The sequence below is a fragment of the Microbacterium sp. UBA1612 genome (assembly GCF_002321605.1).
Taxonomy (GTDB): Bacteria; Actinomycetota; Actinomycetes; order Actinomycetales; family Microbacteriaceae; genus Microbacterium; species Microbacterium luteum.
This window is the reverse complement of the sequence record NZ_DCMW01000025.1, coordinates 76,595-97,725: the sequence shown is the minus strand read 5'-3', so window position 1 is coordinate 97,725 and position 21,131 is coordinate 76,595. Positions and strand designations below refer to the sequence as shown.

Here is a 21,131-nt window from a genome sequence, read left to right as displayed (position 1 = left end):
CCGTGACCGACATCACCAACCTCTCCGCCGCCGCGCTCGCCGACCGCCTCGCTGCCGGCGAGATCTCCAGCGTCGAGGCGACACAGGCCCACCTCGATCGCATCGCCGCCGTCGACGGCGACATCCATGCCTTCCTGCACGTCAGCGACCATGCACTCGACGTCGCCGCGGACATCGACCGTCGTCGCGCGTCCGGCGAGGTCCTCAATGCTCTCGCCGGCGTGCCGGTGGCGATCAAAGACGTGCTCGTGACCACGGACATGCCCTCCACGAGCGGATCGAAGATCCTCGAGGGGTACATGTCGCCGTACGACGCGACCGTCGTCGCGCGTTCGCGTACGGCGGGCCTGGTTCCGCTCGGCAAGACGAACATGGACGAGTTCGCGATGGGCTCGTCCACCGAGCACTCCGCCTACGGGCCGACCCGCAACCCGTGGGACCTGGAACGCATCCCCGGCGGGTCGGGCGGCGGCTCCGCCGCCGCGGTCGCCGCCTACGAAGCGCCCCTCGCGCTCGGCTCCGACACCGGGGGCTCGATCCGGCAGCCGGCGCATGTCACGGGAACGGTCGGGGTGAAGCCGACCTACGGTGCCGTGAGCCGATACGGCGCGATCGCCCTGGCATCGAGCCTGGATCAGGTCGGCCCTGTCACCCGAACGGTGCTCGACGCCGGACTCCTGCACGATGTCATCGGCGGTCATGACGCGAACGACTCCACGTCGCTCACGGATTCCTGGCCGTCCTTCGCCGAAGCCGCCCGAGAGGGCGCGCGCGGCGATGTGCTCCGGGGTCTGCGGGTGGGCGTGATCCGCGAGCTCGGGGAGGATGGATTCCAGCCCGGCGTGACCGCGGCATTCCGCGCGTCGCTGTCGGCGATGGAGGCCGCGGGTGCCGATATCGTCGAGATCAGCGCTCCTCACTTCGAATACGGCGTGGCCGCCTACTATCTCGTGCTGCCCGCCGAGGCATCGAGCAATCTCGCGAAGTTCGACTCCGTGCGCTTCGGCATGCGCGTGAGCCCTCGCGCGGGCGCGACGGTCGAAGACGTCATGGCCGCCACGCGCGACGCGGGGTTCGGCGACGAGGTCAAGCGGCGGATCATCCTGGGCACCTACGCCCTCTCTGCCGGATACTACGACGCCTACTACGGCTCGGCGCAGAAGGTGCGCACGCTCATCCAGTCCGACTTCGACGCCGCCTTCGAGAGAGTCGACGTCATCGCCACCCCGACCGCGCCCACCACGGCGTTCCGCCTCGGCGAGAAGCTCGACGACCCGATGCAGATGTACCTGAACGACGTCACGACGATCCCGGCGAACCTCGCCGGCGTGCCGGGGATCTCGATTCCGGCCGGCCTCGCGGCGGAGGACGGCCTGCCCGTCGGCATCCAGTTCCTCGCGCCCGCTCGCGAGGACGCCCGTCTGTACCGTGTCGGGGCCGCACTCGAGGCTCGTCTTGTCGATTCATGGGGAGGTCCGCTTCTGGACCGCGCACCTGTCCGAGGAGGGGCACGCTGATGGCCGGCAGCAAGCTGATGGACTTCGACGAGGCGCTCGAGCGCTTCGAGCCCGTGCTCGGGTTCGAGGTGCACGTCGAGTTGAACACCCGCACCAAGATGTTCTCCGGTGCGCCCAATCCCGCCCACCCCGACAACCACGACGCCGCGCCGAACACCCTGGTGGCTCCCGTGGACATGGGGCTTCCCGGTTCACTGCCGGTGGTGAACGAGCAGGCGATCCGCTCATCGATCAGTCTGGGCTTGGCGCTCGGGTGCTCCATCGCCCCGTCGAGCCGATTCGCACGCAAGAACTACTTCTATCCCGACCTGGGGAAGAACTACCAGATCTCGCAGTACGACGAACCCATCGCCTTCGAGGGGAGAGTCGAGGTGGAGCTCGAGGACGGAACGATCGTCGAGGTCCCCATCGAGCGTGCGCACATGGAGGAGGACGCCGGAAAGCTCACCCACATGGGCGGTGCCACGGGCCGCATCCAGGGGGCGGAATACTCGCTGGTCGACTACAACCGCGCCGGCGTTCCGCTGGTCGAGATCGTCACCAAGCCGATCTTCGGTGCGGAGCACCGCGCGCCCGATCTCGCGAAGGCCTACGTCGCCACGATCCGCGACATCGTGCGATCGCTGGGCATCTCGGAAGCGCGGATGGAGCGCGGCAACCTGCGCTGCGACGCGAACGTCTCCCTGCGGCCGCGGGCCGCAGCGGGACAGCCGGTGGCGCCGCTGGGCACCAGAACCGAGACGAAGAACGTCAACTCGATGCGCTCGGTCGAGCGCGCCGTGCGCTACGAGATCCAGCGACAGGCCGCGATCCTGGCCGATGGCGGCGCGATCGTGCAGGAGACCCGCCACTGGCACGAGGACACCGGCACCACGTCACCTGGGCGCCCGAAGTCCGACGCGGACGACTATCGTTACTTCCCCGAGCCGGATCTGCTGCCCGTCGCGCCGGCGCCCGACCTGGTCGAGAAGCTTCGCGCGGCCCTTCCGGAAGCGCCGGCGGCGCATCGCCGTCGTCTGAAGGCCGCGTGGGGGTTCACCGACCTGGAATTCCAGGACGTCCGCAACGGCGGACTGCTCTCGGAGGTCGAGGCGACCGTCGCCGCCGGGTGTGCGCCCGCTGCCGCCCGCAAGTGGTGGACGGGTGAGATCAGCCGCATCGCGAACGCGCAGGGTGCCGAGCCGGGAGCGCTCGTCACGCCGGCCGATGTCGCGGCCCTGCAGGCGCTGGTCGTGGCCGGCACCCTCACCGACAAGCTCGCACGGCAGGTGCTCGAGGCGATGATCGCCGGCGAGGGCACACCGCAGGAGATCGTCGACGCACGTGGTCTTGCCGTGGTCTCCGACGACGGCGCGCTCGTGGCGGCGATCGACGAAGCCCTGGCCGCACAGCCCGACGTGCTCGAGAAGATCCGGGACGGCAAGGTACAGGCCGCCGGAGCGATCATCGGTGCCGTCATGAAGGCGATGAGGGGGCAGGCCGACGCCGCACGGGTGCGGGAGCTCATCCTGGAGCGCGCCGCGCAGTGATCAGCCGGTCAGCCGACCGGCGTCGGCTGCGGGCGGCGTGTCGGTGGCCGGGAGCACGATAGAAGCATGGGACGCGGGGACGGTTCGGGGCGCATCGTGTCCGCCGCGGGCGCGGATGACACGGGGGCGGGAATCCTCCACGTCGACATGGACGCGTTCTATGCGGCGGTGGAGGTGCTCGACGACCCTTCCCTGGCCGGGAAGCCGATCATCGTCGGTGCGCCGGAGGGGCGCGGGGTCGTCTCGAGCGCGTCGTACGAGGCCCGGCGCTTCGGCGTGCGCTCGGCGATGCCCGTGGGGCAGGCGCTGCGCCTCTGCCCGACGGCGACCGTCGTCCCGCCGCACTTCGAGCGCTACATCGCCCTGTCGCGGCAGGTGATGGACATCTTCCGGGATGTCACGCCCCTTGTCGAGCCGCTGTCCATCGACGAGGCCTTCCTCGACGTGCGCGGGGCGCGACGACTCTGGGGGAGACCTGGGGAGATCGCACGGATGCTGCGGCGGAAGGTCCGCGATGAAACCGGCCTCACGTGCAGCATCGGCGCAGCGGCCACGAAGCACGTCGCGAAGATGGCGTCGACGATCAGCAAGCCCGACGGGCTGCTCATCGTGGCCGAGGCAGACACGCAGCGTTTCCTCGCTGCCCGCTCGGTACGCGCGCTGTGGGGCGTGGGGCCGAAAGCGGCGGAAGCGCTCGAATCGCGCGGACTGCGCACCGTCGCCGACGTTCTCGACGCACCCACATCGGTGCTCGAGCACGCTCTCGGCTCCGCGATGGCCCACCGCGTGTGGCACCTCTCCCGCGGGATCGACCCCCGCGAGGTCACGACGGAGCGGGTGGAGAAGAGCGTCGGGCACGAGGAGACCTTCGGCGAAGACATCGACGACCCGCGCGTGCTCCGCTCCGAGTTCCGGCGCCTCGCCGATCGTGTGGCGGCTCGGCTCCGATCGCACGGGTGGGAGGCCGGCGTCGTCGCGGTGAAGGTGCGTCTGTCCGACTTCACCACCCTGTCGAGATCGCAGACTCTCGCTGAGCCGACGTCCGTCGGTCAGCGGATCGGGGAGACCGCGATCGAGCTGTTCGAGACGGTGGCGCGGGATCTGCCGGTGCGCCTGATCGGGGTCCGCGGAGAAAAGCTCCGTTCGTCCGGCAGCGGAGCGCTGGCGCTCTGGGACGACGATGAGGACTGGCGGCGCGTCGAAGACGCGCTCGACGGCGCGACGGCGAAGTTCGGGAAGGGCGCTGTGACACGGGCCACCCTTCTCGGTCCCGCGAGAGCCGGTGGTGCCGCGCCGTCGCATCCGCGGGCCGACCACCCGCCCGCACACTGATCGGGATCTGTCCCCGCGGCTCGGATGCGGGTAGCGTGGACGACATGCCCAACATCGCACTCGAACTCGGCAAGCAGTCGGCGGCCTTCGGCGTCAACAGCGCGTATGGAGAACAGCAGGACGTCGACGGCGTCCGCATCGTTCCCGTCGCCCTGTCGTGGTCGGGATTCGGTGGCGGCAGCGACGACGCGGGCAACGGTGGTGGCGGTGGCGGTGGCTACGCGATCCCGCTCGGCGCGTACATCCGCCGCGGTGACGACCTCCGCTTCGAGCCGAACATCGTGTCGCTGCTCGCCGTCGCGATCCCCTTCGTGTGGGTCGCGGGTCGCTCGCTTAGCCGTGTCATCCGCATCCTCAAGAAGTAGTCGCGACCCGGTCGATCTCGCCCTCGCCCGTGCGGCCTCCGTCGTGCGGGATGCCGTTGCGGCGACCGCTGCGGCGAATCCGGTCGTGCTCATCGACGGTCGCAGCGGGGCAGGAAAGTCCTCACTGGCGCGACGTCTGATACGGGATTGGCCGATGCGCGGTCGCGTGCAGGCTGTCGCCCTCGACGCGCTCTATCCCGGATGGGACGGGCTGCGCGAGGGTGTCGAGCTCGCGCGAGAGCAGATCCTGATCCCTCATGCTCGCGGTGTCATCGGCGTGTGGCGCAGCTGGGATTGGGAGCGCGACGGGTGGGATGCGGCCCACGCCGTCGACCCGGCGCTGCCGCTCATCGTCGAGGGAGCCGGGCTTCTCACTCCCGGGACGGCGCCGCTGGGCGACGTCCGCGTCTGGCTCGAGTCTCCGGCGGCCTCCCGTCGGCACCGCGCGCTCGATCGCGACGGCGAGACCTACCGTCCGCACTGGGAACGGTGGGCGGCGCAGGAGGACCGCCACCTCGCCGAAGACGAGCCGGCGTCCCGTGCGACGCACGTGTTCCCCGTGCCCTGATCACGCCGTGAGGTGATCCGCGCTCGGCGATATCAGTCGTCGAGAGCCGTCATCAGGCCGTCGAGACGGAATCCCAGCCATTCGTAGACGCCGAAGCGGGGATCATCGACCTCGCCGTCGCTCTCCGTCCGGATCCCGAGGCGCTCGGCGAGCACGAGTCGCAGGGCGGCCAGGCAGCGTACCCACGCGGCCGCGGTGGGCGGATCCAGGGGAAGTCCCACCGGCTCGAGGTCGGTCGGATCCTCCGCGAGCAGGGGCGCCAACGACGCCACCACCATCGCGGCGTCGTCGCTGCGCCGCTCCAGGAGGGTCGGCTCGGTGAGGCGGCGGAATTCGGCTGAGCCCTGCGGGTCGTCGGTGTACGCATCGGGGACCAGGCGCGCGACCGCCGGGTCCTCCGTCGGTCGTGACGCCTGAAGCAGCTCGTCGAACTGCGTGACGAGGTCGGTGAGGTGCGTCGCCTCGAGTGGAGTGATCTCGAGGATCACGGTCTTGGCGTCGGTCATTCCGGTGCCTCTCTCACGGTCGCCCACAGTCCGTAGTCGTGCATCGCTTGCGCGTGAAGCTCCATCTGTTCGCGCGCTCCCTCAGCCACGACGGCATGTCCGTCGTGGTGCACGGCGAGCATGAGATGCTCGGCGCGATCCCGCGGATAGCCGAAGTACGTGCGGAACACGTGCACCACATAGCTCATCAGATTCACGGGGTCGTTCCAGACCACGGTCTGCCAGACGCGTGCGAAGTGCTGGCCAGCGGTGACGGACTGCTCGATCTCTGGGAGTGTCGGAGTCGTCGTCATGCCCACCCCAGTTCGTGCAGCTTCTCGTCGTCGATCCCGTAGAAGTGCGCGATCTCGTGAACGAGCGTCGTGTGCACCTCGCGGCGCAGCTCCGGCTCGTCGGCGCACCGGTCCAGGTGGGGCTCGCGGTAGACGATGATGCGATCGGGCAGCTCGCCCATGCCGTATCGATCACGCTCGGTCAGCGACCATCCGTCGTAGAGGCCGAGCAGATCGAGACTCCCGTCCTCCGGGCGGTCCTCCACCACGAACACGACATTGTCGAGACCATCGACCATGTCGTCGGGCAGTCGGTCGAGCTCGTCCACGACGAGCGCCTCGAATGTCTCGGCATCCATGTCACGCATTGGGGTGGCTAACGGGACTTGAACCCGCGACCCCCGCGACCACAACGCGGTGCTCTACCAACTGAGCTATAGCCACCATGTCCTCCCGCCGAGCGGGCAACCAGAAGATTCTCTCACATAATCGGAGCGAACGACGACACGACGGATGCCGCGGCGGTGCGTGCGTGATCGCTCGTCGGGCCGGGCTCCGGCACGAAGACCGCCTGGCGGTAGTAGGCCAGTTCGCGGATCGACTCCTTGATGTCGGCGAGCGCGCGATGGCCGCCGTCTTTCGCCGGCGCGTGAATGTATGCGCGGGGATACCAGCGTCGGGAGAGCTCCTTGATGCTGGAAACGTCGACGTTCCGATAGTGCAGGTGATCGTCGACGTCGGGCATGTACTTCGCCAGGAACATGCGGTCCGTTCCGATGGTGTTGCCGGCCAGCGGGGCCTTGCTCGGCAGGGGGGCGAATCGGCGGATGTACGCGAGAGTCTGCGCTTGCGCGTCCGCGAGGCTGACGCCTGCGGGGAGTTCGTCGAGAAGCCCGGAGGACTCGTGCATCGAGGTGACGAAGTCGTTCATATTGGCCAGCGCGGTCTGGGACGGCTTGATCACGACCTGGAATCCCGGGTCGAGCACACGCAGCTCGAAATCGGTCACCACGACGGCGATCTCGACGAGTTCATCGACCGCAAGGTCGAGACCCGTCATCTCGCAGTCGATCCATACGAGTCTGTCGTTCTCGCTCCCGGCCATGGGCTCATCCTATCGATCGCGCCGACACCGGCCGCGTGCGCGCCGTTCGCTACTCTGGAAGGGCCCTCGTAGCTCAATGGATAGAGCATCGGCCTTCTAATCCGGTGGTTGCAGGTTCGAGTCCTGTCGGGGGCACTTCTGATCGGTCACGCGACCCCCTTCCGTTCGGCGTATGACGGGCGTACCGTCGGTGGCGTCGGAAGGAGTTCATCATGGCAACGACCGAGACCATGCACGGACTGTGGGTCGCCTACGGGCCCGCGGGAGTGGTGGGAAGCATTCGCCGGGACGACGCGGGCTACACCGTCACGATGGCCGGCGCAGACGAGGCGATCGGCACCTACCCGACGATGGACGTCGCGAAGAGCGCACTGCACGCCCATCTCAAGCCGGGGTCGGACTGGCCGCAGTTCCGCGAACACTGACGCCGCGTCGTCGGGTCTCCGTCAGCTGTAGCGCGACGTGGACGAGCGGACCGATCAACACCGCGAACAGCACGGTGCCCACACCCACGGTGCCGCCGAGCATCCACCCGGCGGCAAGCACCGTGACTTCGACGCTGCCGCGTGCCAGCCAGATGGGCCACCTCCACCGTCGGTGGATTCCGGTCATGAGACCGTCGCGCGGGCCGGGACCGAAGTTCGCTCCGATGTAGAGGCCGGAGGCGGCGGCGACCACCACGATCCCGCCGAGGCACGCGGCGACCTGCCCCAGGGTGCCCTCCGCCGGAGGCAGGACGTCGAGGACGACCTGCATGGAGGTGCCGACGAGAACGATGTTGGCCACGGTACCGGCGCCGGGTCGCTGTCGAAGCGGTAGCCACAGCAGGAGCACGCCGAGTCCGATGAGATTCGTCGTCCACCCGACACCGATGCTGATGTGACCGGAGACACCTTCGGCGAGGACGGTCCACGGGTCCACGCCGAGGCCCGCCCGCACGGTCAGGGCGCACCCGGCTCCGTAGAGCAGCAGCCCCACCACGAGCTGCACGAGGCGACGTGTCATGTCTCGATCCAATACCTCGATTGGCTCGAGGTAAACGGGCCAATGTGATAGGGGTGGCTTCGTGGATGCGAAGATCTCGGCACGTTCCCTGTCATCTGCGCTCGGCGGCTGGCGGTCGCGCGAGCCCGCCTACGAAGCGCTGGCCGACGGGGTGCGGCTCTTGTGCATGGACAACCGGATCGCTCCGCGAACCGCACTGCCGGCTGAGCGCGAGCTCGCACACGCGCTCGGCCTCAGCCGCAGCACGGTGGCGGCGGCGTACCGCAGTCTGCGGGAGTCCGGACACATCACGAGCGTGCGCGGATCCGGCTCGATCACCTTGCCGCTCCGGCGACACGACCCCGGCCACACTCGAGGCGACGAGGGCGCGATCGACCTGCAGCAGGCGAGTCCGCCCGCGTGGCCGGGGCTGTCGGGGGTGATCGCCGAGGCGGCGGCCGACGCAGCCTCTCTGGTCGGACGATCCGGCTACGACATGGTCGGCGACGAGCGCCTGCGCGCCGGGATCGCGGCTCGCTACTCCGAGCGCGGCCTGCCGACCGATCCCGAGCAGGTGCTGATCACGAACGGCGCGCAGAGCGCCATCCATCTCCTGGCGCGCACGCTCGTGACGCGCGGTGACCGCGTGTTGCTGGAGACTCCCACGTATCCCCACGCCGCGGACGCCTTCCGACGCGCCGGAGCCCGATTGGTCGGCGTTCCGGTGACCACGTCCGACGGCTGGGATCTCGATCGCGCGACACAGGCCTTCGGGCGCACTCTGCCGATGCTCGCCTACCTCATGCCCGACTTCCAGAACCCGACCGGGCGGTCGATGTCCGACGAGGAGCGGGCCGTCTTCCTTCGCGAGGCCGAGCGAGCGGGCACCACCCTCATCGTGGACGAGACGACGGCGGACCTCGGGATCGAGGAACCCCGTTCCGGCGTGCGATCTTTCCGCGCCGCTGATCCCGCGCACGTCGTGCGCATCGGCTCGGTCGGCAAGACCGTCTGGGGCGGCTTGCGCGTCGGATGGATCCGGGGCGAGGTGGGGCTGCTGCGCCGATTCGTCGCGGCACGGCCGGAGGGCGACCTCGGCACCCCGGAGCTGGAGCAGGACATCGCTCGACGTCTCGTCGCTCGCCTGGACGAGATCGTCACCCAGCGGGCGCACGTGCTGGGGGAAGGTCGCGATGCCGTGACGGCGGCGCTGCGCGAACGGCTTCCCGAATGGGCCGTGCCGGAGGTGCGCGGAGGCGTCTCGTTGTGGGTCGGGCTGGATGCGCCGCTGAGCTCCGCCTTGGTGATGGATGTGCGATCACGGGGCCTTCTGCTCTCGGCGGGGCCGCGCTTCTCGATCGAGGGTGGCCATGACCGCCACCTTCGGGTCCCGTTCACGAGTGCGCCCGACGCCCTGGTGCGTGCGGTCGACATTCTCGCGGAGCGCTGGCCGCAGGTGCGGCGGCTCGCTCCGGACGCCGGCGTGGACGCTCTCGCGACCGTCGTGTGAGGCCCGCACGCGGCCTCGTCATGCGTAGCGGATGCACTCGAGAGCGTCGTCGGGTGACCAGAAATCTCCCAGGTTCTGGAACTCTCGACGCAGCGGGTTGAGACGACGTGCGCGCCAGCGCTCGAGCGTGTCGTCTCCGACGCGCTCGAGGTGACCGACGATCCTGCCCCGCGCGTCGAGCACACGCCACAGGCCGAAAGATGCCGGGTACAGTCCCAGCGGGGTGGGTCGCGTGAGGTGCGGCGCGATGGTGTCGGTCAGGACGATCATGATTCTCTCCTCTCGAGTTCGAACGTAGCTTCGACCTCCGACATCGCGATCGGGGGCTCACCCTTCCTGCACAGGTGATGCCTCGCCGTGCTCTGTCCACGGCGAAGCCGGTGGACGGTCGTCGTCTCGTCGGCGCCGGTGAAGCTGGTCGTGCCGGCGGTCGTCGGGCACGCGGCCGCCGGCTCACATCGTGGGGAAGTCCCCCGCGCACGCTGAGGAGGAGACATGAACGACACCATCACCGTGGTGGGCAACCTCGCCACGCCACCCGAGACGAAGCACCTCCCGGACGGCACGCCCGTGACCAGCTTCCGGCTCGCCTCGAGCAGGCGGAAGTTCGACACCGGCGCCGGTCGCTTCGTCGACGTCGACGCAAATTACTACACGGTCTCCGCGTATCGGGAGTTCGGCCAGCACGTGGCGCAGTCGCTGACGAAGGGGAGCAGGGTCGTCGTGACGGGGCGCCTGCGACTGCGCTCGTGGCAGTCCGAGCACGGATGGCGGACGTCGCCGGAGGTCGACGCCGACGCGATCGGACCCGACCTCCGCTACGGCGTCACGTCGTTCCGCCCCCAGGAGCGGTCGACTTCGGAGCGAACACCTTCCGAGGCATCGGACACCTGGACGACGGCGACACCGGGCGGGAGCGATTCCTCCGAGAACGGAGCGCTCGCGGCCTCTCCGGCGACCGGCGCGGCGGGGGACTGGGGTGCGCCGGCCCCCGAGGCGGAGGCCACGCCGTTCTGACCGGGCGCGCAGCATGGCGCACGTAGACTCGGCAGGGTGTCCCCGCGCCTGCGAGATTCCCGCCGCCTGCATCCGCCCGTGACGCCCACGCGAGGCGCGGCCAGGACCGCGCTCGCCGCACTCGCGGTGTTCGGCGTCGTCGCGCTCACCGGGTGCACCGCTCTCGCGGAGGACCCGGGCCCGACGGCGACGCCGACCGTGTCCATCGAGGTGACCCCGACGCCCACCGAACCGGCGGAGCCGGCGCTCCGTCCGGAGGGCACCGCCGCGGAGAACCTGGAGTTCTTCACCCTCGTGGTCGAAGAGGTGTGGGCGGCCGGGGGCGAGAGTGCCGTCGCCGGCAGGACGTACATCGACGCACTCACCGCCGCCGGTTTCGACAAGTCCGCGATGCAGGTCACCGAGGACACCTCCACGGTCGGCAACCCCGCTGAGAGCATCCAGTTCTCGGTCGCGTGGGGCGAGGAATGCCTCGTGGGACAGGTCGGTCCGGCGACGGGAGATCCGTTCACGGTCGTCGTCGATGCGCTTCCCGACGGGGGATGCCTGGTCGGTGCAACGCGTCCGATCGACTGGTGAGCAGGTCCCGCTACGGCGCGCAAGCGGTTCGCGGACCCGCATAGACTGGAGCGGCTATGGCTGAGTACATCTATCAGATGGTCCGCGCGCGCAAGGCCGTGGGCGAGAAGTTGATCCTTGACGACGTCACGATGTCGTTCATCCCCGGTGCGAAGATCGGCATGGTGGGCCCCAACGGCGCCGGCAAGTCGACGATCCTGAAGATCATGGCCGGCCTCGACCAGCCGTCGAACGGCGAGGCGAAGCTCAGCCCGGGCTTCACCGTCGGCATCCTCATGCAGGAGCCGGAGCTCGACGAGACCAAGACCGTGCTGGAGAACATCCAGGAGGGCGTCGCCATCAAGGCCAAGCTCGACCGCTTCAACGAGATCTCGGCGCTGATGAGCGACCCCGACGCCGACTTCGACGCACTGCTGGCGGAGATGGGCCAGTTGCAGGAGGAGATCGACGCGGCCGACGCGTGGGATCTCGACTCGCAGCTGGAACAGGCCATGAGCGCCCTCCGCACACCGCCCGGCGACGCCGAGATCTCGCACCTCTCCGGAGGCGAGAAGCGTCGTGTCGCCCTGACCAAGCTCCTGCTTCAGAAGCCCGATCTGCTCCTGCTGGACGAGCCCACCAACCACCTCGACGCGGAGAGTGTGCTGTGGCTCGAGCAGCACCTGCAGAAGTACGCCGGTGCGGTGATCGCGATCACCCACGACCGGTACTTCCTCGACAACGTCGCAGAGTGGATCGCGGAGGTCGACCGCGGGCGTCTCTATCCGTACGAGGGCAATTACTCGACCTACCTCGAGAAGAAGCGCGAACGCCTCGAGATCCAGGGCAAGAAGGACGCGAAGCTCGCCAAACGCCTTTCCGAGGAACTCGACTGGGTCCGCTCGAACACCAAGGGCCGTCAGGCCAAGTCGAAGGCGCGTCTGGCTCGCTACGAGGAGATGGCGGCCGAGGCTGAGCGCACCCGCAAGCTCGACTTCGAGGAGATCCAGATTCCGCCGGGACCTCGCCTCGGCAACATCGTGATCGAGGCGAAGAAGCTGCAGAAGGGCTTCGACGGTCGTTCGCTCATCGACGGTCTCACCTTCAGCCTGCCGCCGAACGGCATCGTCGGCGTCATCGGTCCCAACGGTGTCGGCAAGACCACGCTGTTCAAGACGATCGTCGGCCTGGAATCGCTCGACGGCGGGGATCTGAAGGTCGGTGAGACCGTCAAGATCAGTTACGTCGATCAGACGCGCTCGAACATCGACCCGAACAAGTCGCTGTGGGAGGTCGTCTCGGACGGCCTGGACATCATCACCGTGGGCAAGACCGAGATCCCCTCTCGTGCCTACGTGTCGAAGTTCGGATTCAAGGGGCCGGACCAGCAGAAGAAGGCGGGCGTCCTCTCCGGAGGTGAGCGCAACCGACTGAACCTCGCGCTCACGCTCAAGGAGGGTGGGAACCTGTTGCTGCTCGACGAGCCCACCAACGACCTCGACGTGGAGACCCTCGGCTCGCTCGAGAACGCGCTCCTGGAGTTCCCGGGATGCGCCGTGGTCATCACGCACGACCGGTGGTTCCTCGACCGCATCGCCACCCACATCCTCGCCTACGAGGGCACCGATGAGGATCCCGACCGGTGGTACTGGTTCGAGGGCAACTTCGAGGCTTACGAGCAGAACAAGCTCGAGCGTCTCGGGCCCGACGCCCTCAACCGGGCGAGCTCGACGTATCGCAAGCTCACGCGTGACTGAGACCGGCGGCGGTCGGCTCCACATCCCCATCCATCTACGGTGGGGCGACCTCGACGCGTTCAATCACGTCAACAACGCGACGATGCTGAAGCTCCTCGAAGAGGCGCGCGTGCGTGCCTTCTGGCTGCCGCATGCCGGCGAGACCGCGCCGTCGACGGCCGTGCTCGATTCCGGGCTGCACAGCGGCGTGCTCACGCTCATCGCCCGACAGGAGATCGAGTATCTCGCGCCGGTGCCCTACCGACGCGAGCCGCTGGATGTGCAGATCTGGTTCGGGAGACTCGGCGGGTCGAGCATCGATGTCTGCTACGAGGTGTGCGGGCCGATCACCGACCCCGAGCCGCAGGTGTTCGCACGGGCCACGACTGTCGTCGTGAAGGTGGACGCCGCATCCGGCCGTCCGATGCGGCTCTCGACGGACGAGAGGTCCGCGTGGGAGCCGTTCCTGGGTGATCCGATCAGCTTCGGCCACCGGCGCTGAGTCCCGCCCCCGTCACGATGCCGGGACGCGCACCATGACCTCCTGGGCGACGCTTGCCACGAGGGCGCCGTCCCGCGTGTAGAGCCGGCCGGTGCCGAGACCGCGGCCGCCGCGCGCGCTCGGGGATTCCTGCACATAGAGCAGCCACTCGTCGACGCGCGCGAAGCGGTGCCACCACATGGCGTGATCGAGGCTGGCGACCTTCAGACCCGGCGTCGCCCACGCGATGCCGTGCGCGCGCAGGATGGACTCCTGGATGGACAGGTCGCTCATGTAGGCCAGGACCGCTCGGTGCACCAGGGGGTCGTCGCCGATGGGACGTCGCAGCCGCAGCCACACCGCCTGGCTGGGGCTGTGCTCGCCCTCGACGCTCAGATACAGCGGCGACGGGATGTGCCGGAGGTCGACCGGCCGATCGATGAACAGGCTCTTGGACATGGGGTGGACGTCGGGAAGGTGATCCTCGATGCGGGGCAGATCCTCCGGACCGGGCAGACCCTCCGGCATCGGCGCGTGATGCTCGAAGCCCGGGTCGTCGACCTGGAACGACGCGATCATCGAGAAGATGGGCACACCGTCCTGGAAGGCCTGCGTGCGTCGCGTGGAGAAGGAACGGCCGTCGTGGATGCGATCGACGGAGAACGTGATGCCCTGGGCGGAGTCGCCGGGCCGCAGAAAGTATCCGTGCATCGAGTGCACCGCGCGATCGTCGGGGATGGTTCGCTCCGCGGCGACGATCGACTGCGCCAGCACCTGCCCGCCGAACACGCGTCCGAGCGGCATCGCGAGGGAGGAGCCGGTGAAGATGTCCTCGGTCGTCCGGGCCGCCGTCGTCGACAGGTCCAGCACGTGCAGCATGGCCGCGACCGGGTCATGGTCGGCGGTGGGCGAGGTCGGGGCGACGTCGGTCATGGGGCCTCCGGATGCCGTTCACGCCGTCGGAGCACGGCTGGTGGATAGTCTAAGTCGGATGTCCCCGCGCCTTCTTCTTGCCGATCCGCACGCCGCATCGGATGCCCTCACCTTCGCCGGACGCACCCGTGCCCTCGGCGATGGCGCGGTGAGGCTTCGCGCGTCGGCGGGCGTGCTCGTGATGACCTCCGCCCCGCTCGCACCGCGCGGACTGTTCGACCGCACCCCGACGGTCCTGGCGATGCGCATGCTTCAGGCCGATCCCGAACTCGAGTGCGATCTCCTGGTGGACGCGTCCGCCCTCGATCGCGAAGACGCCTCCTCCTCGGCGCTGATCCTGCCCGACTCCGCCGTCTCAGCGCCGTGGGCCGGGGTCTCGCCGCCGCGCGGATCGTGGGAGGCCCACGGTGGGTTGGCGGCGTCGGTGCTGGCCTCGCGCGCCCAGTTCGGCATCGCCGCGGTGGCGGACGCGATGCCGGTCGATCCGGGCGAGGACATCGTGCGCGAGGTCCGGGCGGCGATCTGGGGCGAGCCGGACGACGCGCTCGGCGGGCTTCCCCTCGGCGCGGCTTTCGCCGCGTTCGCGCTCGGATTCATCGGTGGCGAAGAAGCGGCTCGCGTGCTGATCAACGGACCCTGGACGCGTGTCACCCTCGACCGTGGCCACGTGGTGGTGCGGGGGCCGGTCCGCGTGGGCATGACCGACGTTCGGTCCACCGGATCGCGCTGATCGCCTCAGACCGCGGCGGCCGCCGCTCGTCCTGCGGAGCGACCGGAGAAGAGGCACCCGCCGAGGAACGTCCCCTCCAGCGCGCGATAGCCGTGAACGCCGCCCCCGCCGAAACCGCTCGCCTCACCGGCCGCGTAGAGGCCGGGAATCGGATCCCCGGTGGCACCGAGCGCGCGCGAGGACAGGTCGGTCTCGATGCCACCGAGGGACTTGCGCGTGAGGAGGTGCAGCTTGACCGCGATGAGCGGACCGGCTGCGGGGTCCAGCAGTCGATGCGGTGATGCGGTGCGCACGAGCCGGTCGCCGCGGTAGGCGCGCGCGGAGCGCAGCATCGCGATCTGGGCATCCTTCGTGAAGGTGTTTCCGACCTCGCGATCACGACCCTCGACCTCTGCACGAACGAGCGCGGAATCCAGCGCGTCTCCGCCGGGAAGCTCACGCATCTTCACGATCAGGCCGTCGAGGTCGGGGCTGACCACGAAATCGTCGCCACGGTCGAGGAAAGCCTGCACGGGCCCGCTCGCGCCCCTGCCCAGGCGCGAGCGCAGCAGCAGGCTGATGTCCTTTCCGGTGAGGTCGGGATTCTGTTCACTGCCGGAGAGGGTGAACTCCTTCTCGATGATCTTCTGCGACAGCACGAACCAGGAGTGGTCGTGACCGGTCGATCGCAGGTGGGCAAGGGTGCCCAGGGTGTCGAAGCCGGGGTAGAGCGGCACCGGCAGACGGCGGCCGGTCGCGTCGAGCCAGAGCGAAGAGGGCCCGGGCAGGATGCGGATGCCGTGTCCCGGCCAGATCGGCGACCAGTTCTGCACCCCCTCGACGTAGTGCCACATGCGGTCGCCGTTGATGAGGCGTGCGCCGGCGGTCTCGGAGACGCCGAGCATGGCTCCGTCGACGTAGGCCGGGACACCCGTCACCATCGTCCCCGGTGGGGGACCGAGACGCTCCGGCCACCGGCGACGCACCAGGTCGTGGTTTCCGCCGATACCCCCGGATGCCACGATGGTCGCCGCCGCGTCCATTTGGAACTCTCCCACGATCTCGCGGGACGTCGCGGTGCCCCGCACCGCACCGGAGGGCGCCAGCACGTCGCCCGCGGCACCCGTGACAGAGCCTTCGACCACGGTGAGCTCGCGCACTCGCCTGCGGGGGAGGATGACGGCACGGCCCTCGCCCTCTGCCTGCTCGAGCTCGGCCTGGAAGGCTGCGACGAGAGCCGGTCCCGTTCCCCAGACGATGTGGAAGCGCGGGACGGAGTTGCCGGGGCCGGTCGCTCCGTAGCCGCCCCGCTCGGCCCAGCCGACGACGGGGAAGAACCGCACTCCCTTGGACCGGAGCCACGAGCGCTTCTCACGGTGGGCGAATTCCAGATACGCCTCCGCCCACTTCCGTGGCCACGCGTCCTCGGCGCGGTCGAAGCCCGCCGTTCCGAACCAGTCCTGTCGGGCCAGATCCGGGGAATCGCGGATTCCCATGCGTCGCTGCTCCGGCGAGTCCACGAAGAAGAGCCCACCGAACGACCACCACGCCTGTCCGCCGAGATTGGAGCGGGGCTCCTGGTCGATCAGTGTGACATGTCGTCCGGCGGCGAGAGCCTCGGAGGCTGCGACGAGGCCGGCAAGGCCCCATCCGATCACCAGGACGTCGGTGCGCTGCATGTTTCCGGTCATCGGGACTCCTTCGTCTCGACCCGCGTCAGGAGGGTGCGTCCTCCTGGGCGGTCACCGACAGGTTGCCATGATCGCGACCGTCAGCGGCGGCGCCGATGCCGGTCGGCTCGAACGTGTTGACCATCGCGTGCGCCGCCCGCTCGAGGTAGTCCCACAGCGTGGCCTCGTGCAGCGGCGCGAGATGCAGGGAATCCACCGCGGTGCGCATGTGCGCCAGCCACCGATCCCGCGCGTCGGGATTGACGTGGAACGGCCGGTGCCGCATCCGCAGGCGCGGATGCCCGCGCCGTTCCCCGTAGGTGGTCGGGCCGCCCCAGTACTGCTCCAGGAACATCAGGAGGCGCTCCTTCGCCGGACCGAGATCCGCCTCGGGGTACATGGGCTGCAGCACGTCGTCGCCCGCGACACCGTCGTAGAAGACATCGACCAGCTTCACGAAGGTCTCGTGGCCGCCGATCTCGTCGTAGAAGCTGGCGGGTGCGGGGTCGGTCATCAGTTCTCCTCCTCGTCGTCCGCCGCCGTCTGGGTCGGAGGCGCGTCGGCGCCTCGCTTGAAACGCCACCGCGGAGATGCGGGGAGCTCGTCGGTGGCGGGTGCGAGCGGGTTCGGCTTCGTCTTGGGCGGGTTCGCGCCGCGCACGCGCTGTGCCGCGTCCGGGCCGGTCAGGGTCACCGTGCTCAGGTGCGGAACGTCGATGCCGTCGGCGTCGAGCGCGCGCCGCACGCGTGTGCGCAGCTCCTGTCCGACATCATCCCGTGCGCCGGCGCGCGTCTTGATGACCACGCGCACGACGATGGCATCGCCGCCGATCGATTCCAGACCCCACACCTCGGGAGGCTCGATGACGCGCGTGCGCCACTTCGGATCCTCTGCAAGGTCGGTCGCTGCCGTGAGCATGACTGCTTCGGCACGGTCGACATCGGCGGCGCGCGCGACGCCGATGTCGAGGACCACGCGCGACCACCCCTGCGACATGTTGCCGATCCGCGTGATCTCACCGTTGCGCACATACCAGAGGGTGCCGTGGACATCGCGCACGTGGGTGATGCGCACGCTGACGTACTCGACAATGCCGGTCGCGAGCCCGAGATCGACCACGTCGCCGATGCCGATCTGATCCTCGGCGACGATGAAGATGCCGTTCAGCACGTCCTTGACGATGTTCTGCGCCCCGAACCCCAGTCCCGCTCCGATCGCGGCGGTGAGGAGGGTGAGGGACCCCAGCGCGTTCGGGGCGAGCACGTTCACGATCAGCAGTCCGGAGACGATCACCACCGCCACACCGACGATGTTCTGCAGGATCGAGCCGAGGGTGCGCGTGCGCTGCACGAGTCGGAGTGAGGCCAGCGGCGACCTCTCCAGCGCCTGGGTGTCGAGCACGTTGGCGCGAGACTTCGCGCCGTGGACGATGCGGTCCACCACCCTTCGGATGATGATCCGCAGGATCCACGCGACGACCACGGCCACCGCGACGATCGCCGCCACCGCCAGCAGGCGGGTGCCGGCTTCCAAGAGCCACGCCTGCACAGCCGTCCACAGGTCCGTCTCCAGAACCTGCTCGGTCGTGTCCTGCGCGAAGTCGATGGCGCTCATCGCGACGATCCTAACGACGGTTGCCCCGGTGCTCGCTGTGCGGCGAGCACCGGGGCAACCGGAGCGGGATCACGAGGCGTCGCGCTCCTGAACCGCGAGCGCGCGCTCGACACCGGCGAGGTTCTCGTAGACCATGCGGCGCAGAGCCGCCGGGGCATCCGAGTGGGTGTCCAGCCAGGCGCGCGTCGCGTCGCGCAGCTCGACCGACGCGAGCACGCTCGGATAGAGCCCGGTGATCAGATACTCGGCGATCTTGTACGTGCGGCTGGTCCAGACGGTGTCGAGCATCGCGAAGTACGGTTCGACGAAGTCCGGCAGCAGTGCCGCACCCGAGGGGTGCACGAAGCCCATGGCCGCGAAGCGCACGATCGTGTTCGGCAGGTCATCCCGCTCGACCAGCGAAGCCCATGCGGCCTTCTTCGCTTCCGGCGTGGGGAGGGCGGCACGGGCCTGGGCGGCGAATTCACCGCCCTTTGCCGTGTTGTCCTGGGCGAGGGCGCGCTCGATGTCCGGCACGTCGACGACCGCACCCGCAGCGAGAGAAACCAGCAGCTGCCACGACAGGTCGGTGTCGATCTCGAGACCCTCGAGAGCGGTCTCGCCGTCGCGCAGCGCACGCACGTTCTCCCACTGCGACGGTGTCGCCGCGGCGGCGGCGAACGCCGTGGCGAACTGCAATTGGCTGTCGCTTCCCGAGGGAGCCTCCAGAGCGAGATCCCATAGCGCATCGGCGACCTTGATGCGCGTGATCTCGCGCTTCTCGGGTGCGACGTAGGCGTTCGCCGCCAGCTGCAGCTGGGCGAGGGTGGTGCGCACCGTCGTCGACTCGGTCTCGCTGCCGATGTTGCGCAGCACGAGATCGACGTAGTCGCTCGCCGAGGCTTCCGCGTCGCGCGTCTGGTCCCACGCTGCACCCCACACGAGGGAGCGGGCGAGCGGATCGCTGATCTTCGAGAGATGGTCGATCGCGGTCTGCAGCGAACGCTCATCGAGCCGGATCTTCGCATAGGCGAGGTCGTCATCATTGAGCAGCACGAGATCGGGGCGCTTCTGGCCGACGAGGTCCGGCACCTCCGTGAGGTCGCCGTCCACGTCGAGCTCCACGTGATGCGTGCGCACGAGGCTGGAGCCGTCGAGGTTGTAGAAGCCGATGCCCAGCCGGTGCGGACGGATCGTGGGATAGTCCGCGGGGGCGGTCTGCACGACGGCGAAGCGCGAGATCGTGCCGTCGGAACCCTCGGTGATCGCGGGGGAGAGCGTGTTGACGCCGGCGGTCTCAAGCCACTTCTTCGACCAGGCCGTCAGTTCGCGGCCGCTGGTGGCCTCGAGCTCGACCAGGAGGTCGGTGAGCTCGGTGTTGCCGAACTCGTGCTTGGCGAAGTACGCGGAGACGCCCGCGAAGAAGGCCTCGACCCCCACCCAAGCGGCCAGCTGCTTGAGCACCGATCCGCCCTTGGCGTAGGTGATCCCATCGAAATTGACCTGCACATCCTCGAGGTCGTTGATCTCGGCGACGACGGGGTGGGTGGATGGCAGCTGATCCTGGCGGTACGCCCAGGTCTTCTCCATGGCGTTGAAGGTCGTCCACGCCGCCGTCCACTCGGTGGCCTCGGCGGTGGCGATCGTCGAGGCCCACTCGGCGAACGACTCGTTCAGCCACAGGTCGTTCCACCACTTCATGGTGACCAGATCGCCGAACCACATGTGCGCCAGCTCGTGCAGGATCGTGACCACGCGACGTTCGCGGACGGCGTCGGTGACCTTGCTGCGGAACACGTACGTCTCGGTGAAGGTCACTGCGCCGGCGTTCTCCATGGCGCCCGCGTTGAACTCCGGAACGAACATCTGGTCGTACTTGGCGAACGGGTACGGGTAGGAGAACTTCTCCTCGTAGTAGGCGAAGCCCTGGCGGGTCTTCTCGAACACGTAGTCCGCGTCGAGGTGCTGCCACAGGCTCTTGCGGGCGAACACCCCCAGCGGGATGACGCGCCCGGATGCGCTGGTCAGCTCCGAGTAGGTCGCCTCATACGGACCGGCCACGAGCGCGGTGATGTACGACGAGATGCGCGGTGTGGGCTCGAAGGTCCAGGTCGCCGTGCCGTCGTCGCCCGGCTCCGGTTGGGGGGTGGGGGAGTTGGAGATGACCTTCCATGCCGCCGGAGCCGTCACGGTGAACTGGAACTCGGCCTTCAGGTCGGGCTGCTCGAAGACCGCGAAGACGCGGCGGGAATCGGGCACCTCGAACTGGGAGTAGAGGTAGACCTCGCCGTCGACGGGGTCGACGAAGCGGTGCAGGCCCTCACCGGTGTTCGTGTAGACGCCGTCGGCGTCGACGACCAGCTCGTTCGTGGCCGCGAGCCCGTCCAGCGCGATCCGCGAATCGGCGAACGCCACGGCGGGGTCGATCGACCGGCCGTTCAGGGTGATCTCGCGCACATCGCGCGCGATCAGGTCGATGAAGGTCGAGGCGCCTTCGGTGGCCGTGAAGCGCACGACCGTGCGGGAGCCGAAGACCTCGGCGCCCCGGTTCAGGTCGAGGGTGATCGCGTACGACTGGGTGTCGACGACCGCGCGGCGCTCCTGCGCTTCGAGGCGGGTGAGGTTCTCTCCTGGCACTGAGTCTGCTCCCGGGGTTGGGGTGGATGCCGCGGAGCGGCGCTGCTGGCGCCGGCGACAACCCTCCCACCCTACGCCAGTCGGCGGTGCGGATCCGGCGTGTTCGCGC

23 protein-coding genes and 2 tRNA genes are annotated in these 21,131 nt (G+C 69.0%); 13 read left to right on the top strand and 12 right to left on the bottom strand.

Annotated features, from left to right (window positions below; all coding sequences use genetic code 11):
* The first annotated feature begins 2 nt into the window (after positions 1-2).
* The 5 genes from gatA to B3S45_RS11370 all read left to right on the top strand — a co-directional run bounded on the left by gatA (position 3) and on the right by B3S45_RS11370 (position 5,311).
* Positions 3-1,517 (top strand): Asp-tRNA(Asn)/Glu-tRNA(Gln) amidotransferase subunit GatA, encoded by a 1,515-nt coding sequence (gatA, locus tag B3S45_RS11390; RefSeq protein ID WP_071043264.1) that lies wholly within the window; start codon positions 3-5, stop codon positions 1,515-1,517.
* Positions 1,517-3,046: an Asp-tRNA(Asn)/Glu-tRNA(Gln) amidotransferase subunit GatB gene (gene gatB, locus B3S45_RS11385; RefSeq protein WP_286720699.1), complete on the top strand. Its 1,530-nt coding sequence runs from the start codon at positions 1,517-1,519 to the stop codon at positions 3,044-3,046. The genes gatA and gatB overlap by 1 nt, the downstream gene beginning before the upstream one ends.
* 66 nt (positions 3,047-3,112) lie before the next feature.
* Positions 3,113-4,378, top strand: a complete 1,266-nt coding sequence (gene dinB / locus B3S45_RS11380) for a DNA polymerase IV (RefSeq protein WP_071043268.1) — start codon at positions 3,113-3,115, stop codon at positions 4,376-4,378.
* A gap of 44 nt (positions 4,379-4,422) precedes the next feature.
* On the top strand, positions 4,423-4,743 hold the full coding sequence (locus B3S45_RS11375) for a hypothetical protein (RefSeq protein ID WP_071043395.1): 321 nt from the start codon (positions 4,423-4,425) through the stop codon (positions 4,741-4,743).
* A complete protein-coding gene (locus B3S45_RS11370) occupies positions 4,718-5,311 on the top strand; it encodes a hypothetical protein (RefSeq protein WP_228481015.1) in 594 nt (197 codons plus the stop codon). The genes B3S45_RS11375 and B3S45_RS11370 overlap by 26 nt, the downstream gene beginning before the upstream one ends.
* Positions 5,312-5,343: 32 nt before the next feature.
* On the opposite strand, the gene B3S45_RS11365 is transcribed toward B3S45_RS11370, so the two are convergent.
* The 5 genes from B3S45_RS11365 to orn all read right to left on the bottom strand — a co-directional run bounded on the left by B3S45_RS11365 (position 5,344) and on the right by orn (position 7,194).
* Positions 5,344-5,817, bottom strand: a complete 474-nt coding sequence (locus B3S45_RS11365) for a DUF2017 family protein (protein ID WP_194385149.1) — start codon at positions 5,815-5,817, stop codon at positions 5,344-5,346.
* Positions 5,814-6,110, bottom strand: a complete 297-nt coding sequence (clpS, locus tag B3S45_RS11360; protein ID WP_194385150.1) for an ATP-dependent Clp protease adapter ClpS — start codon at positions 6,108-6,110, stop codon at positions 5,814-5,816. Before clpS ends, B3S45_RS11365 begins: the two co-directional genes overlap by 4 nt.
* On the bottom strand, positions 6,107-6,457 hold the full coding sequence (locus tag B3S45_RS11355) for a metallopeptidase family protein (protein ID WP_071043274.1): 351 nt from the start codon (positions 6,455-6,457) through the stop codon (positions 6,107-6,109). The genes clpS and B3S45_RS11355 overlap by 4 nt, the downstream gene beginning before the upstream one ends.
* Positions 6,458-6,533 (bottom strand) — tRNA-His (locus B3S45_RS11350). It abuts the gene before it with no gap.
* Positions 6,534-6,570: 37 nt separating this feature from the next.
* Positions 6,571-7,194: an oligoribonuclease gene (gene orn / locus B3S45_RS11345; RefSeq protein ID WP_286720694.1), complete on the bottom strand. Its 624-nt coding sequence runs from the start codon at positions 7,192-7,194 to the stop codon at positions 6,571-6,573.
* Between the two features lie 62 nt (positions 7,195-7,256).
* Here orn and B3S45_RS11340 point away from each other — a divergent pair.
* Positions 7,257-7,329, top strand: a tRNA-Arg gene (locus tag B3S45_RS11340).
* Positions 7,330-7,406: 77 nt separating this feature from the next.
* Complete coding sequence (locus tag B3S45_RS11335; protein WP_071043278.1) at positions 7,407-7,619, top strand: methyltransferase; 213 nt, start codon at positions 7,407-7,409, stop codon at positions 7,617-7,619.
* On the opposite strand, the gene B3S45_RS11330 is transcribed toward B3S45_RS11335, so the two are convergent.
* Positions 7,579-8,199, bottom strand: a complete 621-nt coding sequence (locus B3S45_RS11330) for a YczE/YyaS/YitT family protein (RefSeq protein ID WP_286720692.1) — start codon at positions 8,197-8,199, stop codon at positions 7,579-7,581. The genes B3S45_RS11335 and B3S45_RS11330 overlap by 41 nt on opposite strands.
* Positions 8,200-8,260: 61 nt before the next feature.
* Here B3S45_RS11330 and B3S45_RS11325 point away from each other — a divergent pair, with 61 nt between their 5' ends.
* On the top strand, positions 8,261-9,688 hold the full coding sequence (locus B3S45_RS11325) for a PLP-dependent aminotransferase family protein (protein WP_286720690.1): 1,428 nt from the start codon (positions 8,261-8,263) through the stop codon (positions 9,686-9,688).
* Between the two features lie 18 nt (positions 9,689-9,706).
* Here the strand turns inward: B3S45_RS11325 and B3S45_RS11320 are convergent, their stop codons facing one another.
* Positions 9,707-9,958 carry a hypothetical protein gene (locus B3S45_RS11320; protein ID WP_286720688.1) on the bottom strand — a complete coding sequence of 84 codons (252 nt, stop codon included), beginning with the start codon at positions 9,956-9,958 and terminating at the stop codon, positions 9,707-9,709.
* A 225-nt stretch (positions 9,959-10,183) separates the two neighbouring features.
* Between B3S45_RS11320 and ssb the strand changes: the two genes are divergently transcribed.
* From ssb to B3S45_RS11300, 4 genes are read left to right on the top strand one after another with little or no spacing between them, the layout of a single operon-like run.
* Positions 10,184-10,705: a single-stranded DNA-binding protein gene (ssb, locus tag B3S45_RS11315; protein WP_071043286.1), complete on the top strand. Its 522-nt coding sequence runs from the start codon at positions 10,184-10,186 to the stop codon at positions 10,703-10,705.
* Between the two features lie 36 nt (positions 10,706-10,741).
* Positions 10,742-11,284, top strand: coding sequence for a DUF6993 domain-containing protein (locus B3S45_RS11310; protein ID WP_228481026.1), 543 nt, complete (start codon positions 10,742-10,744; stop codon positions 11,282-11,284).
* Between the two features lie 56 nt (positions 11,285-11,340).
* Positions 11,341-13,020, top strand: a complete 1,680-nt coding sequence (ettA, locus tag B3S45_RS11305) for an energy-dependent translational throttle protein EttA (RefSeq protein ID WP_071043287.1) — start codon at positions 11,341-11,343, stop codon at positions 13,018-13,020.
* Positions 13,013-13,501 carry an acyl-CoA thioesterase gene (locus B3S45_RS11300; protein WP_286720686.1) on the top strand — a complete coding sequence of 163 codons (489 nt, stop codon included), beginning with the start codon at positions 13,013-13,015 and terminating at the stop codon, positions 13,499-13,501. Before ettA ends, B3S45_RS11300 begins: the two co-directional genes overlap by 8 nt.
* A gap of 12 nt (positions 13,502-13,513) precedes the next feature.
* Here B3S45_RS11300 and B3S45_RS11295 read toward each other — a convergent pair whose 3' ends face one another.
* On the bottom strand, positions 13,514-14,413 hold the full coding sequence (locus B3S45_RS11295) for an acyl-CoA thioesterase (protein ID WP_071043291.1): 900 nt from the start codon (positions 14,411-14,413) through the stop codon (positions 13,514-13,516).
* A 58-nt stretch (positions 14,414-14,471) separates the two neighbouring features.
* Here B3S45_RS11295 and B3S45_RS11290 point away from each other — a divergent pair, with 58 nt between their 5' ends.
* On the top strand, positions 14,472-15,143 hold the full coding sequence (locus B3S45_RS11290; RefSeq protein ID WP_286720684.1) for a hypothetical protein: 672 nt from the start codon (positions 14,472-14,474) through the stop codon (positions 15,141-15,143).
* Between the two features lie 5 nt (positions 15,144-15,148).
* On the opposite strand, the gene B3S45_RS11285 is transcribed toward B3S45_RS11290, so the two are convergent.
* From B3S45_RS11285 to pepN, 4 genes are all read right to left on the bottom strand, one after another.
* On the bottom strand, positions 15,149-16,813 hold the full coding sequence (locus B3S45_RS11285) for an FAD-binding dehydrogenase (protein WP_286720682.1): 1,665 nt from the start codon (positions 16,811-16,813) through the stop codon (positions 15,149-15,151).
* A gap of 25 nt (positions 16,814-16,838) precedes the next feature.
* Positions 16,839-17,306, bottom strand: a complete 468-nt coding sequence (locus B3S45_RS11280; protein WP_194385217.1) for a globin — start codon at positions 17,304-17,306, stop codon at positions 16,839-16,841.
* A complete protein-coding gene (locus B3S45_RS11275) occupies positions 17,306-18,406 on the bottom strand; it encodes a mechanosensitive ion channel family protein (protein WP_194385218.1) in 1,101 nt (366 codons plus the stop codon). The genes B3S45_RS11280 and B3S45_RS11275 overlap by 1 nt, the downstream gene beginning before the upstream one ends.
* A gap of 69 nt (positions 18,407-18,475) precedes the next feature.
* Positions 18,476-21,022, bottom strand: coding sequence for an aminopeptidase N (gene pepN, locus B3S45_RS11270; protein WP_286720679.1), 2,547 nt, complete (start codon positions 21,020-21,022; stop codon positions 18,476-18,478).
* Positions 21,023-21,131: the final 109 nt, after the last annotated feature.

Coding starts and splice junctions, on each gene's coding strand:
- gatB (WP_286720699.1), top strand. CDS start 1,517: ATGGCCGGCAGCAAGCTGATGGACTTCGACGAGGCGCTCGAGCGCTTC.
- dinB (WP_071043268.1), top strand. CDS start 3,113: ATGGGACGCGGGGACGGTTCGGGGCGCATCGTGTCCGCCGCGGGCGCG.
- B3S45_RS11375 (WP_071043395.1), top strand. CDS start 4,423: ATGCCCAACATCGCACTCGAACTCGGCAAGCAGTCGGCGGCCTTCGGC.
- B3S45_RS11365 (WP_194385149.1), bottom strand. CDS start 5,817: ATGACCGACGCCAAGACCGTGATCCTCGAGATCACTCCACTCGAGGCG.
- clpS (WP_194385150.1), bottom strand. CDS start 6,110: ATGACGACGACTCCGACACTCCCAGAGATCGAGCAGTCCGTCACCGCT.
- B3S45_RS11355 (WP_071043274.1), bottom strand. CDS start 6,457: ATGCGTGACATGGATGCCGAGACATTCGAGGCGCTCGTCGTGGACGAG.
- orn (WP_286720694.1), bottom strand. CDS start 7,194: ATGGCCGGGAGCGAGAACGACAGACTCGTATGGATCGACTGCGAGATG.
- B3S45_RS11335 (WP_071043278.1), top strand. CDS start 7,407: ATGGCAACGACCGAGACCATGCACGGACTGTGGGTCGCCTACGGGCCC.
- B3S45_RS11330 (WP_286720692.1), bottom strand. CDS start 8,199: ATGACACGTCGCCTCGTGCAGCTCGTGGTGGGGCTGCTGCTCTACGGA.
- B3S45_RS11320 (WP_286720688.1), bottom strand. CDS start 9,958: ATGATCGTCCTGACCGACACCATCGCGCCGCACCTCACGCGACCCACC.
- ssb (WP_071043286.1), top strand. CDS start 10,184: ATGAACGACACCATCACCGTGGTGGGCAACCTCGCCACGCCACCCGAG.
- ettA (WP_071043287.1), top strand. CDS start 11,341: ATGGCTGAGTACATCTATCAGATGGTCCGCGCGCGCAAGGCCGTGGGC.
- B3S45_RS11295 (WP_071043291.1), bottom strand. CDS start 14,413: ATGACCGACGTCGCCCCGACCTCGCCCACCGCCGACCATGACCCGGTC.
- B3S45_RS11290 (WP_286720684.1), top strand. CDS start 14,472: ATGTCCCCGCGCCTTCTTCTTGCCGATCCGCACGCCGCATCGGATGCC.
- B3S45_RS11285 (WP_286720682.1), bottom strand. CDS start 16,813: ATGACCGGAAACATGCAGCGCACCGACGTCCTGGTGATCGGATGGGGC.
- B3S45_RS11280 (WP_194385217.1), bottom strand. CDS start 17,306: ATGACCGACCCCGCACCCGCCAGCTTCTACGACGAGATCGGCGGCCAC.
- B3S45_RS11275 (WP_194385218.1), bottom strand. CDS start 18,406: ATGAGCGCCATCGACTTCGCGCAGGACACGACCGAGCAGGTTCTGGAG.